This window comes from Pseudoalteromonas sp. SCSIO 43210, from assembly GCF_054133285.1.
The window spans coordinates 2,844,607-2,861,869 of sequence record NZ_CP087225.1; the positions used below are offsets into that span (position 1 = coordinate 2,844,607).

Sequence of the window (17,263 nt, forward strand, 5' to 3'; positions counted from 1 at the left end):
AACACTTGCAAGCCGCACTGCCTGCAACTGTATTATACATAAATTAAAATTTGATAGTGACGTGATTATCAGTTAAATCAGATAATGCAACACCTTCACGGCGCGGATCGGCGCCGCCATACAATTTGTTATTTTTAATTTCAACGGCATGTAAGCCTGAGTTCAAATCGAGAACACGTACATTGTGTCCGCGTTTAGCAAGCAAAGGTGCAATAGCTTCAAGCGTTGTGCCTTTTTCAAGGCTGGTGTAATCGTTACGATTTGTTGTACGTGGTAAGTTTATAGCGTCTTGCGCTGATAAGTTCCAGTCAATAACGCCAACAACCACTTGCGCAACATAATCAATAATGCGACTACCACCAGGAGAACCCACAACTAAACGTAAGCTGCCATCTTTGTTAAATACCATTACTGGTGACATAGAGCTACGCGGGCGTTTACCAGCCTCTACACGGTTTGCTACAAGCTTGCCGTTTTTACGTGGCGAAAGCGAAAAGTCAGTTAGTTGGTTATTTAAAATAAAACCATTAACCATAACCGTAGAGCCAAACGCCATTTCAATTGAACTGGTCATCGAAACGGCATTGCCTTTACTATCTACAACAGATACGTGTGAGGTAGAAGGTAATTCGTATGAATCATCCATTGCATAACTTAAGTACCCTACAGGATTACCAGCTATGGCTTTTTGATCTGTTTCTGTAATTAATTTAGCGCGCGAGGCAATGTAATCTTTGTTTAGTAGCTCTTTTGTAGGTACTTGGGTGAAATCGGGATCGCCCATGTACATATCGCGATCGGCAAATGCTATGCGCGAAGCTTGGCTAAAGTAATGAATCGCCTTTTCGCCGTTTGGCTTAAGTGCGCTCATATCTTTATGTTCAAGTAAGCCTAGCATTTGCAGTACCGCAACACCGCCACTGCTTGGTGGCGCCATAGAACACACGTTATAGGCACGGTATTGTATACATACCGCATCGCGTTCTTTGCTTTTGTAATCTGCTAAGTCTTGTACGCTTAATTTGCCTGGGGCAATTTTAGAGCGCTGTACAGCATTAACCATTTGTTTAGCGTTTTCGCCTTTGTAAAATGCATCAATGCCTTGCTTTGCAATGTCTTTGTATAAATCTGCAAGCGGTTGATTCTTTTTAATTGTGCCCGCTTCAATCAGTTTACCATTTGGGTAAAAGTATTCGTTGATTATCGGCATGCTCATTACACCGGGGTTTAACTGGCGGGCTAATAAGCCATGTAAACGCGGCGAAACTACAAAGCCTTGCTCAGCAAGTTCAATAGCGGGTTTAAAAAGCGCTTCCCATGGCAATATACCGTATTGTTTATGCGCACTTGCAAAGGCATGCAAAATACCGGGTACACCAACAGAGCGTCCGCCTACAACGGCTTCAATCCATTTAACGGCTTTACCGTGTTTATCTAAAAACAGCGTTTCATCTGCATTTGCAGGTGCGGTTTCGCGGCCATCAAAACTAGTCAATTTATTGTTAGCTTTGTTGTAATACATCATAAATGTACCACCGCCAATACCAGAGGATTGCGGTTCAACTAAAGTAAGCACTAGTTGAGTTGCTATTGCAGCGTCAACGGCACTGCCGCCTTGGGCTAAAATTTGTTGACCGGCTCTTGAAGCATACGGATTTGCCGCTGCAACCATGTACTTGTCACCTACCACAACTTGCTTGTGACTAAGGCCCGTTGCTGCTTCTGGTTCGCGAGTTTCTATCGGTTGCTGTGCAAAAGAAGGCAATGTTATTGCGCACAGTCCAATAGCAAATAATGAGTTAAGTTTAAAATGCATAAAAAGTCTAAAAACACTTAATAACGATAAGGTAATTGGCATCTTAAAGTTAAACGGGCACAATATGCAAAAATTTATACTAAAAAATTACAATAAAATGCTTAATTTACCTATTCAACCTCGTTATATATTACCGCCTATTATTCTGCTGCTTTTTAGTACCATTTTTGCTGCATTTGATTTAAATAATTTACTTGAATTTAACCGAGAGCTAATTAATCAAGGCGAACTGTGGCGAATTTTTTCTAGCCAATTTGTTCATGCTAATTGGGCTCATATGGGATTAAATGCCAGTGGTGTTTTATTAATTTGGTTACTGCATGGCGAATACACATCACCTACTCGTTACGCCGTTAATATAAGTGCGCTGGCACTGTGGTGTGGACTTGGCGTGTATTGGTTTTGCCCAAGCATACATATTTATACCGGATTAAGTGCTCTGCTGCATGGCGTAATTATTTGGGGGGCAGTTAAAGATATAACTGTAGGGCTTAAGTCGGGGTATTTATTATTTATAGGCGTATGGATTAAAATAGCGTTTGAGCAATTTAGCGGCCCTAATGCTGATATAGGAAAGCTTATTAACTCAACTGTAGCTATTGATGCACATTTAATTGGTGTTATTGGCGGGACTCTGCTTGCCATACCACTGATTATAGAGCTCTTTAAAAAGAACTTTAAAAATAAAAAATAAAGTTAGATTTTGTTCAATCCAATAAAAACGCCGCATTAGTTTAGTCAACCAATGCGGCGTTTTTGTTTTTACAATTTAAGCGTAAAAATTAAAGCGTTTCTTTAAATAACTTATAAATACGGCGGTATTCGTCTAACCAACTTGAAGGCTGTACAAAACCATGTGGTTCAACAGGAAATATAGCTGTTTCAAAGTTTTGTTTTTCAAGCTCTATTAAGCGCTGTACTAAACGCACTGAGTCTTGAAAAAACACATTATCGTCAACCATGGGGGCATTAATGAGTAAACGCTTGTTTAAACCCTCAGCGTAATAAATTGGCGAGCTGCGCTCATACGCAATCGGGTCAACATCAGGATGGTTTAGTATATTAGCCGTGTAACCCGTGTTGTAATGTGCCCAATCGGTAACAGGGCGTAGTGCTGCACCTGATTGAAATAACTCAGGCGCAGTAAACAATGCCATAAAGGTCATAAAGCCGCCATAAGAGCCACCATAAGTACCGACTGCTTTGGTATCAACGTTGACATTTTGCGCCATCCATTTAACGCCATCGGCTAAATCTTGTGTTTCAGGTGTGCCCATTTGACGATAAATCGCAGTACGCCAATCACGCCCGTAGCCTTTAGATGCGCGGTAATCCATATCCATTACTATATAACCTTCATCAGCGAGCAATGAATGAAACATAAATTCACGAAAATAAACCGAAAACCCCATATGTGAGTTTTGCAAGTAACCCGCGCCGTGGTTAAAAATAACCGCTTTGCGATTTTTACCTACTTCACCTTCAACGTAATCAGCTGGGTAGTATACTTTTGCGTATATAGGTTGTTCAGTATGGCTCGATGGCACGGCAACAATTTTAGGTGCAGTTAGTTTTTTAGCTAAAAACTCATCCGACACTGTGTGCGTTAAGCGCGTTGCTTTTGCATTGGCTTGTGCGTCTGCTACATAAAGCTCATTAGGCATCGTAATAGTAGAGTGCTTAAGGAGTAACTTGGTTTCATCTGGGCTTAACGTGTAGTCAGTCATGCCGTTTAAATCAGTAACTTGCTCACTCTTACCTGTTTGTGGGTTAACACGGTAAATTTCGTACAGGCCTGGGTGTTCAACATTCGCTTTGTAATAAATTGCGCTGTCGTCGCTGGTAAGTGTTAAGTTAGAAACCTCAAATTGGCCTTGTGTAAGCGCAGTTGCACTACCATTGACTGGCTTTTTATAAAGCTGGCTGTAACCAGATTCTTCTGAAAGGTAATAAAGCGTGTTTGAGTTATGTAACCAACCAAAGTCGTTAAATGCGTAAGCAATCCATGCATCGTCATGTAGGCGGTGTTGCGACACAAGTTTGTTGTTTTCAAAATCAACGTTCGCAAGCCAGCGATCTTTGTTGTCCCACGCTTCAAGCATGACAGCCACTTGTGAGCCGTCGTCGTTCCATACTATTGGGCTTTGCTCAAAACCCCAGTCCATAATAAGGTTAATGCCACGAGGCGCCTTTTTAGACTTATATGTTTTACCATCACGTGCATAATTTTCTTTTTTAACTGCGGCTAAAACATCTTCATCAAAACCTGGTAAGGTATTAAAGCTAAGTGATGTTTGCTCTTTGTTAGTTAAATTGATGTAGACAAGCTGTGAGGTTTCTTCTTTAGCATCTGCAACACGGCGGCGTGCTTTTTTAGGCTCAATAGTTGCGTCATTAGTGATGTAATTTGGCATAATATCGCCATCTGCGCGCCAATCAGTTTTTTCTTTAACTACGACTAATAACGCATCACCATTTGGCGAAAGCTGTGCCTCTGCAACTTTATTACCGTTACCTAAGTAGTAAGCCGTGTTAGCAATTGAATCATTTTGTTCATTAATTTGCTCATTGCGTGCTTGCTTATCTTTTTTATTTTTTTGTTGAAGCGCCACAAATTTAATCAGTTTATGCTGCTCTTTAGCAATATACGTGCTTGGCTCTTCAATCCCTTTAGGCTTATCAGTAAGTTTTAAGTTAGCAAGTTCATTGGTTAAGCCTGTTTTTAAATCAACTTTAAAAAACACATTACCTTGGCGGTAAACTAAATCACCATTGTTTAAAAATTGTGGTTTAGACTCACTTGTTGATGTCGCTGTAATTTGTTTAAGTTCACCTGTTTTTAGGTTTTTAACAAATACATTGCCTTTAAACGTGTAGGCCGCCATTGTTTTATTTTTAGAATAAACAGCTTTATTTGAACCCACAGTATGAAGTTTATTAAGTGCTACCTGCTCTGCTGTTTGGCTGTTAACAGATTGGCTAAATAAATTGCGTAATGTATTACCTTGCTCTTTTTGAGCATAAATAATAGTAGCTGAATCGCTTGCCCAATAAGCGCTCTCTGGCTGATTACCCATCCAATCGGGATCGGCCATTGCTTGTTCTAGCGTTATTTTTTGTGAGCCGATATCGGCTGGTGTGTTTACAACCGCAGCAACCTTGGTTGCTGGTAAAGCACTTTGCTGTGTTGAAGAGGTGTTAGCGGTAGCGCTACAACCTGCAAGCATGATACTTGAGGCAACGGCTAAGGCCACTAATGTTTTAGATGAAGAAAAATTAAAAATCATAGTGCTTCTATACGGTTATTATAATTAGGCCGTATTTAAGCAGAAGCACTCAAGTTATTGCAATTATTTAAGATAAATAGCCATTAAACAGGGTAAAGCTCAGTTTACTAATTGTAATAGACGTTATTCAATTACTAAATCAAGCCACACCAGTCGATGATCGCTTGATGCGTTTCTGTCTTTAATTAAACGGTATTCATTACTGGTTTTAGTTGGCCAAAACACCCCACCGTCCTTAATTTTTAAACCATAGTTTGACGGTAAAACGTAATCAACACGGGCTTGCCAATTAGCACTGTAATTTTGTGCATAAGGCACATCATACTGCTCTTTAGCACCTTCACTTTTTGGAACAAAGTGAGCATTTATTAATGGGTTTTTAAGTAATTGGTCGGTGGTATTTGTACGGGCTTTATCGCCCTCTGGGGCTGCGTTTAAATCGCCTAAAATAACAAAACGAGAGCGAGCTTTTAAACCGCCTTTTTCGCCTTTATCGTCGTAAATATACTTAGCATTTGAAACGTAATCGGCTATTAACCTTACTTCATCGTGGTTACGTTTGCCGTTTCTGTCCTCTTCACCGTCAAATACAGGCGGTGTTGGGTGAGATGCAATAACATGAATGGTTTTATCGTTTACGCTAATAGGTAAATCCCAAAACGATTTAGAGCTGAGTCTTAACGCTTGCCATTCTTGTGCGTTATACCAGTTTTCGCCTGTTTTAGGCATTACAGGCATTTGAGCATTTGGCATGTCTTTATATTTAAAAGTTTGAAGGGTTCTTACTTTATCAAAATCGATTGGGTATTTTGACAAAATAGCCATACCATAATGCCCTTCAAAAAAGCCAAAGCCTTGTGCATCGCCCATCACGCCATTTTTTTTGCCATCATTATCTAAATCAAACTCGGTGGCTAGGCCTGTATTAACTGGGGCTATATAAGAGTAAGGATAGTTAATAGCGGCTTGTTTTTGCTGACCTACATTTAAATAATGTTTATTAAAGTATTCAATGCCCTGCTCTTTTGGGATGTAATCAAATTCGTTAAGTAAAATAATATCAGGGCGAACACGCTGAATAATTTCCGCTATGTTCTTAATTTGCTGGTGGTTTGCTTTAAGTGAGTTAACTAAGGCATCACTTTTAACTTGCTCGCCTTTAGGTGTGTGATTAGTTGCATCCATACTTACATTAAAAGTAGCAACACGAAGAGAGTCTGATGCAAATGTATTTAAGCTAAATAATGCAGTAATGGCTAGCACGCCAGATATTGTTTTTAGTTTCATTGTTTTACTTCACAAATTTAAAATTAGACTTTAACAGTATTACATATTCAAAGCCCATTTTTATGACAAAAAAATACCGGCTTAAGCCGGTATTTATATAAAGGTATGATAACTATTCACTGAGTACTAAATTGGCAGCTGCTTTTAAAATACCAGGGTACTCTTGTTCAGGTAGGTATTCTGAAAGTTCGCCAAGCTTATCGGCGAGTTCATTTATATTTGTAGCCGATACATTTATATGGCCCATTTTACGCCCTGGCTTTGCTGTTTTTCCGTACCAATGACTTGTAACATTCGCTATATGTAAAATTTCACTCGGTATACTTGATTGTCCTAATACATTAATCATTGCTGTAACGTGTTTAAGTTCTGTATTACCAAGCGGTAAACCTGCAACAGCACGCATGTGGTTTTCAAACTGGGAGCAATGGCAACCTTGTTGCGTCCAGTGGCCAGAGTTATGTACGCGCGGTGCAATTTCGTTAACGAGTAATGTGCCTTGAACATCAAAAAACTCTATAGCCAATACGCCAACGTAGTTAAGCTCGTTTGCTATTTTTGTAAATGCATTGTTTGCTTGAGCTTCAACATTTTGATTATTTTTACCGGCAATAGAGAGCGTCAATACACCATTGGTGTGCTCGTTTTCTGTTAGCGGATAAATAGCAACATTACCGTGTTTGTCGCGCGCACCAATAATAGATACTTCACGATCAAACGGGATCATTTTTTCAGCAATTATCGTATGTGGCGCAAGCTGCGTGCCTGATGCAATAAAATCAGCCATTTGTGACCAAATTTCGTCTATTTGATCATCCGATTTTAAACGCCATTGGCCTTTTCCATCGTAACCCGCTTGGCATGTTTTAATTACAAGTGGTTTACCTAGGGTTTTAACGGCAAGCTCTAAATGCGCTTTTTCAGTAATTAATTGGTACGGCGCACAAGTTACGTTTGTTTTATCAAGCAATGCTTTTTCAAGCGAGCGATCGCCACCGGTTTTAATTGCAGCTTTACCTGGGTAAAACTTATTGCTGTTACAGCAAAGTGTTAGTACGTCATCAGGAATATGCTCAAACTCGGCAGTAATGGCATCAGCGTTTGATATAGCTTGCTCAAGCGACGTGCTATAAACATCGCCTGTTAGTGGGTGCTTAATTTGCTTGCTGCCTACATCGTACGCCACAACGTTTAAATTAAGCGGCGCGCCGGCAAGGCTCATCATACGTGCAAGTTGCCCTGCACCTAATATTAAAATATTCATTATTACTCTGCAGGGTTTGGATTAGCTAATATAGTGTCGGTTTGCGCTTTACGAAACGCTTCAATTTTTGCAAAAATTTCTGGATTTTGACATCCTAAAATTTGTGCAGCTAATAACCCCGCGTTTGCTGCGCCCGGCTCACCAATTGCTAGCGTACCTACTGCAACGCCTTTAGGCATTTGGCAAATAGATAAAAGTGAATCAACACCATTTAATGCTTTTGATTTTACAGGCACGCCAAGTACAGGAAGCGACGTAAAAGCAGCTGCCATACCTGGTAAATGCGCTGCGCCGCCAGCGCCAGCAATAATAACTTTAATACCACGTTCTGCGGCTGAACTTGCGTAATCAGCAAGTAATTGAGGAGTGCGGTGTGCAGACACGACTTTGGTTTCGTACTTAATACCAAAATGCTCTAGCATAAGTGCTGCATGTTCCATGGTTGGCCAATCTGATTTAGAACCCATAATAATGCCAACAGTCATAAATACTCCTCAGTAATGTATTTTAAAAATAGCGGACTTATGTCCGGTTTTAGGCGGGTATTATACCCAAACCAAGTTTAATTGCGACTCACAAAAACAAAAAAAGCCATGTTTAAACATGGCTTTTTAGAGTTAACGGGTAAATAGCTAATTAAGCTTCTTTACTCGCTAGGTATTCTGCGTAGTTGCCTCTAAAGTCGATAACTTTACCGTCTTTAACTTCCCAAATTCGGGTCGCAACCGATGATACAAACTGACGGTCGTGCGAGACAAACATCAATGTACCTTCATAAGCTTCAAGGGCTAAGTTAAGCGCTTCAATAGATTCCATATCCATGTGGTTGGTTGGCTCATCCATTAGCAATATGTTTGGTTTATGCATCATAATTTTACCAAACAACATGCGGCCTTGCTCACCACCTGAAATTACTTTAACTGATTTTTTAATATCGTTTTGAGAGAATAACATACGGCCTAAGAAGCTACGAACCACTTGCTCGTCGTCGCCTTCTTGTTGCCATTGCTCCATCCACTGAAACAAGTTCATGTCGGTTGCAAACTCATCAGCGTGATCTTGCGCGTAGTAACCAATATTCGCGTTTTCAGAAAACTTAAACTCACCAGCTTTAGGTGCTAAGCGCCCTGCTAATGTATTAAGTAATGTTGTTTTACCAACACCATTTTCACCAATAATAGCAATACGTTCGCCAACTTCTACTAAACCTTCAAGTCCAGAAAACAACGTATTGTCGTCAAAACCTTGTGTTAAGTTTGTCATTTCAAGTGCGTTTCTGAATAACTGCTTTTCTTGATCAAAACGAATAAACGGCGTTTGGCGTGAAGATGCTTTAACTTCGTCTAATTGGATTTTGTCGATACGTTTAGCACGCGATGTTGCCTGCTTAGCTTTAGATGCGTTAGCAGAGAAGCGAGAAACAAACTGTTGAAGTTCAGCAATTTGGTTTTTCTTTTTCGCGTTTTCGCTAAGTAGCTGCTCACGTGCTTGCGTTGCTGCAAACATGTATTCGTCGTAGTTACCTGAGTAAATCCGTAGCTCACCGTAGTCAATATCGGCCATGTGAGTACACACAGAGTTTAAAAAGTGACGGTCATGCGAGATGATTATCATGGTACAGTCGCGTTGGTTTAACACGTCTTCTAACCACTTGATGGTGTAAATATCCAAGTTATTGGTAGGCTCATCAAGTAGCATTATATCTGGGTCTGAAAACAACACCTGTGCAAGTAGCACGCGAAGTTTAAAACCAGGTGCAATTTCTGACATAGGGCCAAAATGTTGGTCAGTGCCAATACCTACGCCTAACAGAAGCTCGCCTGCTTTAGATTCAGCAGAGTAACCATCCATTTCAGCAAACTCAGTTTCAAGATCGGCTACTTTCATACCGTCTTCTTCACTCATTTCTGGTAAAGAGTAAATACGGTCACGTTCTTGTTTTATTTTCCACAGCTCTTTGTGACCCATGATCACAGTATCAATTACTGAGTATTCTTCGTAGGCAAACTGGTCTTGGTTTAGTTTAGCAACACGTTCATTTGGATCAGTACTTACATTACCTGAAGACGCTTCGAGCTCACCACTTAGAATCTTCATAAATGTTGATTTACCACAACCATTTGCACCGATTAAACCGTAACGGTTACCATCGCCAAATTTTGCTGAGATATTTTCAAATAATGGTTTAGCACCAAATTGCATGGTGACATTAGCTGTACTAATAATAGCGCTACCCTCCAAAGGAGTAATGATGTATTTAAATTGCGCGCAGTTTAAACCAAAATGGCCTGTTTTTCTATGAAAGTTTAAAGGCAGACCACTACGTTTTAGCCATTTATTATGACTATGTAGTTGGTAGCTAAAATAACGGATTAGATTTAATGGTTTCGTTAATTTTTATGCAAATTAAAATCCAAAAATTATTTTTTATAAACAGGCATGAGGGGTTAGAAATAGTTATACAGATTAGAGTAAAAGCACTTTTAACGTGTTTGTGTGTTTACTTAACTCATTTTGCTGCAACCTATAAGAATAAAAAGTTATATTTATGAAAATAAAGCGATTTTAGAGCTTTTGCACTAGTTAATATTTTTTAACCAAGATGAAATTAATTCAAATTATAATTTTAACACACCACTTATTACCAATCCTTTTTCCCTACAAAACAACTAAAAAAACAAACCTCAGCAACACTTGAAAAACAAAATTAACCTTTAGTGAATATCTATTAAGTTTAACGCTTAATTTTAGTGAGTATTTTTCACTTTTGAGCTGTTTATTGCTTTGTTAACCTTTGAATCTGAATTTTTACCTACGTAAAAAACTGACCAATTTACACAGGGCAACACACAAGATGAGCAAAAAATTAGCAACACTTATTAGCGCAAGTATTGTATTCGCACCCGCTGTTTCGGCAGTAGAGTTATACAAAGATGATAAAAACACTGTTGAAGTGGGTGGATATCTTGATGTACGTGTAATTAATACACAAAACGAAACCGAAGTTGTTAACGGTACTTCGCGCATCAACTTTGGATTTACCCGAAAGCTTAAGAAAGACTGGACTGCCCTTGCACTCGTGGAATGGGGTGTAAACCCTGTTGGCAGCAGTGATATTATTTATAACAATCGTTTTGAGTCTATTCAGGACGAGTTTTTGTATAACCGTTTAGGTTACGCAGGCCTTTCGCACGAAAAGTACGGGCAACTAACTATTGGTAAACAATGGGGTGCATGGTATGACGTGGTTTACGGCACAAATAATAGCTTTGTATGGGATGGTAATGCGGCTGGTGTTTACACCTATAACAAAGACGATGGCGCTGTTAATGGCACTGGCCGTGGAGATAAATTAGTGCAGTACCGCAATCGCTATAACGATTTTAGTTTTGCAGTACAAGCGCAGCTTAAGAACAGCGAATTCTATACCTGTGACGTAACCGACATTTCAGAAGAAGAATGTGAAGCGCTATGGAACTCTGGCGATAGTGCAGCCCAAGAAGTTGAATTTAATTACACATTTGGTGCGTCTGTAACTTATACCCCAACTAACATGCTAACACTTACAGCAGGTGTTAACCGTGGTGAGTTTGATTTAACGTTTGGCGATGGTTCTACTCGTAATGTTGAAGATTTAATTTATGGTGCAGGTATTATGTGGGGCAACATTGATGAGCCCGGCCTATACGTTGCAGCCAACGTAAATAAAAACAAAAACCACGACACAGATAACATTGGTCGCTTAATTAAAGACGCAATCGGTGTAGAAACATTTGCATCATACCGCTTTGATAACGATTTTCGCCCTTTTATTGCCTACAACGTGTTTGATGCCGGTGATGATTACGTAATTCAGCCAAACTTTAACGCCGACCCAGACGATATATTTAAACGTCAGTTTGCTGTTATTGGCCTTCACTACTTAATTGACGAAGACACTATTGCCTACGTAGAAGCGCGTAAAGACTTTAGCGACTTTGAAAGCGATAACGACGATCAACAAGCACAAATGGAGCAGTCGGAAGATGACGGTATAGCATTTGGATTTAGATATAAGTTTTAAATATAAGTTTAAAAAAAGACTATAACTTCCCTAAGCACAACCCTTTTAGCCCTTTTAACTTTTTTAACTGGGCTTTTTTTATTCAGCCATACTTTTTTCAATACTGAATTTTGCATTTAAGGCTATTTCAACAAATACATTAACAGCCGCATTGCTATCAGATTTTTAATTTGTAATAGCACCATTCACGATGCCCCTATTTTTTACGTTTACCGTTTTGCTGCTCATTACAATGAGCGAAGAAAACTTTAATTAATCACTCATAGTCCACACTCGGCATTTATATTTTTAGTGGATGTAGTTACCGCAGGCTTTATTATTTTGACTACTTCTTTGATTACTTTTTATAATTTAACTTTATTGCTAAGTTTAGAGTTAAAATAATACTTAGTATGATGTGTTCTTTTACTATAAAGCCACCAGCCAACTTATATTAACTGCATTAAGAGTATAAAAAGATGCTGAAACTATATTGAACTTGCAAAGTACTTACACTGCTTATTGCTGATCACAAAGGCGAAAGGCTGATTAAAAGCAGTAACAAATAGATGTGTATATGCTCATAGGTACTGACTGCATTCTAACTCAACAGTCATGCACTGTATATAAACACAGTTCGCGTATTTCCTGACAAAAATAATTTAAATCAGCTTAATTTTGTAAGCCGTTGATAATATTAAACTAAGTAAAGTACTATAAAGCTAATTAAGCATTCTAAATACACAGAACAGCGTTAACTGTATATGCATACAGTTAACGTTTTAAATCAATCTAACCTACTTTTTAATAAACGTACTATACCAGCTAATGCCTTAGCTACACTAAGTGGTGGATTATCTGAGTGCTCAGCACCTTCATTTACAGCGCTTTGCCACACAAGGTTATTATTAGGGTTGGCTGTTAAAGCAGTCTCTAAATTACTAAACGCTTTTAACATTAACGGATGCTCTGCCCCACCCACCGAAAGATATAAATAAGTAGACGATTTAACTTTGTTATCTTGAGCACTTAAAAACGCTTCTAAATTATTAACTACGGTCATATCGTCATACCAAGCCGCTGGGCTAAAAGCAAAATAGCCATTAAACAATTCAGGCTTTGTATGCAGTGTATAAAGCACAAAGCTACCACCTGCCGAAAAACCACTTAATACACGGTTATTACTAAGCTTATATTTTGCTGATAAATAAGGGAGTAACTCAGTTTCAATAAACGCTAAAAACTTGTCGGCTTCACCATTTGGTTCAATAAGTGTTTCATGCTCTGGACGCGCTTGTGTATTTACATCTTGGCGAGCATAAGGGGGCACTAAATCGCGATTACGTGTATCTGTAAAAAACAAATTAGGAATAGACACCAATATAGCCTTATCCCCTTTTTCGCTCTTAGCTTGTTTTGTAAGTGCTTTATCCCATGTATCTAAATTAAAGTTACCATCGGTTTTAATAATTAACGGATACGCTTTTTTAGGATTGTAATTAGCGGGCAATCTTATAAACACTTTGCGCGACTCATTAAGCACGCTTGAGTTAATTGTTACATCTGTATAGGCCGATACATAATGGTTATAATAACGTATAGCTAAAATACCAATAGCAAAAATGACTACGGCTAAACTTAAATTAATAAAAGAGTGTTTTGTTATTTTTATTGCCATACGGCATTCCTTTCAATGTTTAGGAGTTATTTAATCGAGCTTAACCCATTGCTTTATTTCCAGCGCGGTCATAATAAGCTCAACCGAAAACGCGGCTAAAATCATCCCCATCACACGCGTTAAAATAGACGCGCCGCCAGTACCAATTAGCTTAATAATTTTACCCGAAAGCAGCAACAGTATTAAGGTAATACCCAACACACCAAGTGTAACAAGCGCTGTGCCTATTTGAGTAGTAATTGGGTGTATGTGGTTATCGGTAAGTAGTATTACCGCCAAAATAGCGCCAGGAGTCGCCGTTGCAGGTATAGCAAGCGGAAACACGGCTATATCGTGATCGGGGTCTTGTTTGGCTTTGTTAGAATCGTTTCCAAAAATCATTTGCAGGCCAAACAAAAACAATATAATTCCGCCCCCTAACTGAAACGACACCAACCTAATTCCCATCGCATTAAGTATTAGTTGCCCTATTAAAATAGAACCCAATAATACGCCCCCGGCATAAAGTACCGTTTTAAATGCAGTTTTACGGCGTTGTTGATCAGTTAAATGAGAAGTAAGCGCAGCAAACAGCGCCATAGTGCCTATTGGGTCAATGGTCGCCCAAATTACAAGCGCATCTTGAGAGAGTTTTTCTAGCATATAAAATCCTTGTTAAGCGTAAATGTTTAATAAAACACGGGTAACAAATTCATTTGCTTACGCTTAACTATAATAGAAAGCCGCTATTTTTTGTATTTTATTTACTGAGCTTTAAGGATTGAGGATTGAAAAAAGGTAAGCACTTATAATTGCCGTCTTGAGTTAAAGTGATTTATGCCAAATAGAATTTTCTCTTAAGCTAAAACCTAACTTAATAAGTAAATTATGGGAACGTGCATTGTGTGCACTCACCTCAGCCGACAAATGTTTAAGCGCAATATCCTTAACTAGGGTTTCAATAAAACCGCTCACTACTTCAAACATTATGCCTTTATCCCAAAAGTCGGGGTGCAGCTCAAACCCTATAAAGGCACTACTTTTACACGGCGTTAAATTATAAAGCCCACAAGTACCCATTAACTTCCCTGATGTATTATGTTCAATTGCGACTCTAATCACTTCGCTTTCGTAGTAGGCACTAATATCATCTTGTATTAATTGTTTGATTTGTGTTTTGCTAAGCGGTGTTTCGTAGTCGTTAAATTCTGACACATCCGGGTGGTTTAAAATATTAAATAAACACGCAGCGTGTTTGTGGGTAATTAAACGCAGCGTAACGCGTTCAAGCTTTGTGGTATTAAACATTTTATTTAAGTGGTTAGTTAAATTAGCTCTTTATGGGCACGCATTATTAACTTACCATACCCCATTAACAAGCATTATCTTTAAGCAAAAAGAGTGGATAACGTAATGAGTGACGATTTTAAAGTAATACAACCCACTACCACAGTATATTGCCCAAAGCGCGGCGAAGGCTGGACCTTAACAGGCATTACTAATATTAACGAGTTTACCTCAGTAATGTTTGACGGCACACGCTATACACTTCCAGCACGCGAAATAGTAGAAGAACTTCTCCCTAACCAATTAGCGCGTGAGCAAAATAGCTAACCATACACATACACAGTAAAAAGGCTGCAATTTTGCAGCCTACTATCTAATTAACGAGTTAAAATGCATCGTCTTCGCTGTAAACATTAACGTTTAGTTCGTCATCATTTTCAAATACCACAAACGAAATAGGCTTACAGCATACTTGGCAGTCTTCTATGTATTGCTCATCAATATCTGCTGCATCAAGTAATACTTCTATACTTTCTCCACAATAAGGGCAGCTTATTGAAGTTTCTGTTAACTGGTTCATTTATCACCTGCTAATTTATATCACGAATGTTGTCACTTTAATGAACACGTAAACATAATTCAACACCCCATTAAATAACGCATACTTGGCTAACCCAATTAAACCATGCTACTAACTTAAATAGTGATCTTGTTGCTAGCCTTATCCCTATAAAACTTGTCAAAGCACAATATTTTTCACCATAGATAAGTTGGCCAGCCCTCTACAATGAAATTGTATTAGCACTTAGCGGGTCTAACTTTATAAGTATTTATAAACTCACAGTACAGATGGATAATTTTATGAAAAAATCACTCGCATTAGCATTAACATCTGCCGTTATTTTGTTTAGTACATTTACTCATGCAGCTAAAACCGAAAAAGCCGTTCTAGCTGGAGGTTGTTTTTGGTGTATGGAAAGTGATTTTGAAAAGCTAGAAGGTGTAACCGATGTAATTTCGGGGTTTACTGGCGGTAAACTTAAAAACCCGACATACAATGGTAATCATAAAGGCCATTACGAGGCCGTAGAAATTACTTACGATCCGGCCATAGTAAGCTATCAAGGTATACTTGATCATTACTGGGTAAATATTGATCCTTTTGATGCAAGAGGCCAATTTTGCGATAAAGGCCCTAGTTACTTAAGCGCTATATTTGTACAAAACGACGAACAACGTAAATTAGCTGAAAAAACAAAAGCAGCTGTTGTAGCCGAGTTTCCTAATCAAACTGTGGTTACACCTATACTAAACGCAAGTACCTTTTACCCTATTAAAGGTAGGGAAAGCTTTCATCAAGATTATTACAAAAACAACCCAATCAGATACAACACTTATCGTTGGCGTTGTGGTCGCGACAGCCGCCTAGAAGAAATTTGGGGCGACAGAGCAACTCACTAGTATTTATTAAGCAACTTAAATTACACCAACAAAAGGCTGCATATTGTGCAGCCTTTTACTTATCTACAAAACTAGCTTTCTCTGTTTCAAATAAGTATACAAACCTTCATTATCAATAAATAGTATATTCTGTTTCCCAAAGCAGGCTGTTTATCTACTAAATCAAATGCAATAAATTGCACTCCTAGATTGATATAAACAAAATTAAACAACTGGAGTGACACAAAATGTTTGCCAACCAATTACAGCTAGCGCGTGCTCTAGAATTACCAACACGACAAGCCATGCTTTACCGTGAACAATCAGTACAACACTTTTGGAATAGCAACACCGACCTAATTACAAACGCGTGGATCGAATGGGAAACAACATCAATAGATAGCTCAACGTTTACGCTTGACGACACACTACTTGATAAAAACCTACGTGAAGCAGTAAAACAAGCATGGGACGATCCATCAAAAGAGCTGGCCGTAAAAGCGTTATTACACGAAGTTGCGCCTGATGTGTTTCAATTTCAATTTTTTGATCCTGAGCGCCTAGCAGTATTACGCGGATATTTAGAACAAGTATGGAATTCGCAAATTCCTATGCGCCCGCCATACGGCATAGTGTTAAATCGCCGTGGTGCCATGCTTGATAGCCGATCAGAAGGTTATTTAGCCGCGCCAAGCTTTCAGGCATTTTATAACGAAATACTAAACACTTATATGCGCCCTATTTCGCGCTTATTGTTTCCTGAAATAATTGGCTACGATACACAAACATTTGGTTTTTCTATTTATTATGAGCCAAGTACAGATGCGTCAATTCGCCCACATACCGACGCATCAGCTGTAACGCTTAACATTAACTTAAATTTACCAAGTGAAGAGTTTACAGGGTCAGAAGTTGACTTTTATCACCCGTACACAGGTGACATTAAATCACTTACGTTTAAGCCAGGTACTGCCATGTTACATCGTGGCAATATTGCACACACAGCTAAACCTATTACCAGTGGTGAGCGAACTAACTTTGTATTGTGGCTGTATGGAGAGCGCGGTCGATTACCAGCACAAGGGGCACCACGGATTCCTATTGATGCTAAACAGCGCTGGATTAACCCTAAAAAAACTAACGATGGGTATGCACCGTTTTAATCGAGTTTTTAACTAAGTAA

The 17,263-nt window shown here is 38.9% G+C and carries 15 protein-coding genes; 5 read left to right on the forward strand and 10 right to left on the reverse strand.

Going from position 1 to position 17,263, the window contains the following annotated elements:
- Window positions 1-43 precede the first annotated feature (43 nt).
- Window positions 44-1,816 (reverse strand): gamma-glutamyltransferase, encoded by a 1,773-nt coding sequence (gene ggt / locus LOS73_RS12190; protein WP_342865990.1) that lies wholly within the window; start codon window positions 1,814-1,816, stop codon window positions 44-46.
- A 64-nt stretch (window positions 1,817-1,880) separates the two neighbouring features.
- Here ggt and rrtA point away from each other — a divergent pair, with 64 nt between their 5' ends.
- Window positions 1,881-2,510: a rhombosortase gene (gene rrtA / locus LOS73_RS12195; RefSeq protein ID WP_149605291.1), complete on the forward strand. Its 630-nt coding sequence runs from the start codon at window positions 1,881-1,883 to the stop codon at window positions 2,508-2,510.
- An 88-nt stretch (window positions 2,511-2,598) separates the two neighbouring features.
- On the opposite strand, the gene LOS73_RS12200 is transcribed toward rrtA, so the two are convergent.
- The 5 genes from LOS73_RS12200 to LOS73_RS12220 form a co-directional block, all read right to left on the reverse strand.
- Entirely contained in the window at window positions 2,599-5,103 is a 2,505-nt protein-coding gene (locus LOS73_RS12200) for a S9 family peptidase (RefSeq protein WP_457933741.1), read from the reverse strand.
- Between the two features lie 123 nt (window positions 5,104-5,226).
- Window positions 5,227-6,390, reverse strand: a complete 1,164-nt coding sequence (locus tag LOS73_RS12205) for an endonuclease/exonuclease/phosphatase family protein (RefSeq protein WP_342865992.1) — start codon at window positions 6,388-6,390, stop codon at window positions 5,227-5,229.
- Between the two features lie 112 nt (window positions 6,391-6,502).
- Window positions 6,503-7,654 (reverse strand): 5-(carboxyamino)imidazole ribonucleotide synthase, encoded by a 1,152-nt coding sequence (locus LOS73_RS12210; protein ID WP_149605294.1) that lies wholly within the window; start codon window positions 7,652-7,654, stop codon window positions 6,503-6,505.
- A 2-nt stretch (window positions 7,655-7,656) separates the two neighbouring features.
- Window positions 7,657-8,139: a 5-(carboxyamino)imidazole ribonucleotide mutase gene (purE, locus tag LOS73_RS12215; RefSeq protein ID WP_002962540.1), complete on the reverse strand. Its 483-nt coding sequence runs from the start codon at window positions 8,137-8,139 to the stop codon at window positions 7,657-7,659.
- A gap of 151 nt (window positions 8,140-8,290) precedes the next feature.
- Window positions 8,291-9,880 carry an ABC-F family ATPase gene (locus LOS73_RS12220; RefSeq protein WP_096794111.1) on the reverse strand — a complete coding sequence of 530 codons (1,590 nt, stop codon included), beginning with the start codon at window positions 9,878-9,880 and terminating at the stop codon, window positions 8,291-8,293.
- A gap of 628 nt (window positions 9,881-10,508) precedes the next feature.
- Here LOS73_RS12220 and LOS73_RS12225 point away from each other — a divergent pair.
- The gene (locus LOS73_RS12225) at window positions 10,509-11,717 is read left to right on the forward strand and encodes a porin (protein ID WP_457933742.1); all 1,209 of its coding nucleotides are present in this window, start codon (window positions 10,509-10,511) and stop codon (window positions 11,715-11,717) included.
- 766 nt (window positions 11,718-12,483) lie between these two features.
- Here the strand turns inward: LOS73_RS12225 and LOS73_RS12230 are convergent.
- From LOS73_RS12230 to LOS73_RS12240, 3 genes are all read right to left on the reverse strand, one after another.
- The gene (locus LOS73_RS12230; RefSeq protein ID WP_457933743.1) at window positions 12,484-13,374 is read right to left on the reverse strand and encodes an alpha/beta hydrolase; all 891 of its coding nucleotides are present in this window, start codon (window positions 13,372-13,374) and stop codon (window positions 12,484-12,486) included.
- Between the two features lie 30 nt (window positions 13,375-13,404).
- A complete protein-coding gene (locus LOS73_RS12235) occupies window positions 13,405-14,016 on the reverse strand; it encodes a MarC family protein (RefSeq protein WP_033029579.1) in 612 nt (203 codons plus the stop codon).
- 162 nt (window positions 14,017-14,178) lie between these two features.
- Window positions 14,179-14,661, reverse strand: a complete 483-nt coding sequence (locus LOS73_RS12240; protein WP_457933745.1) for a GNAT family N-acetyltransferase — start codon at window positions 14,659-14,661, stop codon at window positions 14,179-14,181.
- A 105-nt stretch (window positions 14,662-14,766) separates the two neighbouring features.
- Between LOS73_RS12240 and LOS73_RS12245 the strand changes: the two genes are divergently transcribed.
- Window positions 14,767-14,967, forward strand: coding sequence for a hypothetical protein (locus tag LOS73_RS12245; RefSeq protein ID WP_002962626.1), 201 nt, complete (start codon window positions 14,767-14,769; stop codon window positions 14,965-14,967).
- Window positions 14,968-15,025: 58 nt separating this feature from the next.
- Here LOS73_RS12245 and LOS73_RS12250 read toward each other — a convergent pair whose 3' ends face one another.
- Window positions 15,026-15,220 (reverse strand): CPXCG motif-containing cysteine-rich protein, encoded by a 195-nt coding sequence (locus LOS73_RS12250; RefSeq protein ID WP_002962627.1) that lies wholly within the window; start codon window positions 15,218-15,220, stop codon window positions 15,026-15,028.
- A gap of 281 nt (window positions 15,221-15,501) precedes the next feature.
- Between LOS73_RS12250 and msrA the strand changes: the two genes are divergently transcribed.
- On the forward strand, window positions 15,502-16,101 hold the full coding sequence (gene msrA / locus LOS73_RS12255) for a peptide-methionine (S)-S-oxide reductase MsrA (protein ID WP_007377177.1): 600 nt from the start codon (window positions 15,502-15,504) through the stop codon (window positions 16,099-16,101).
- A gap of 227 nt (window positions 16,102-16,328) precedes the next feature.
- Window positions 16,329-17,243 (forward strand): 2OG-Fe(II) oxygenase, encoded by a 915-nt coding sequence (locus tag LOS73_RS12260; RefSeq protein WP_457933746.1) that lies wholly within the window; start codon window positions 16,329-16,331, stop codon window positions 17,241-17,243.
- Window positions 17,244-17,263 lie beyond the last annotated feature (20 nt).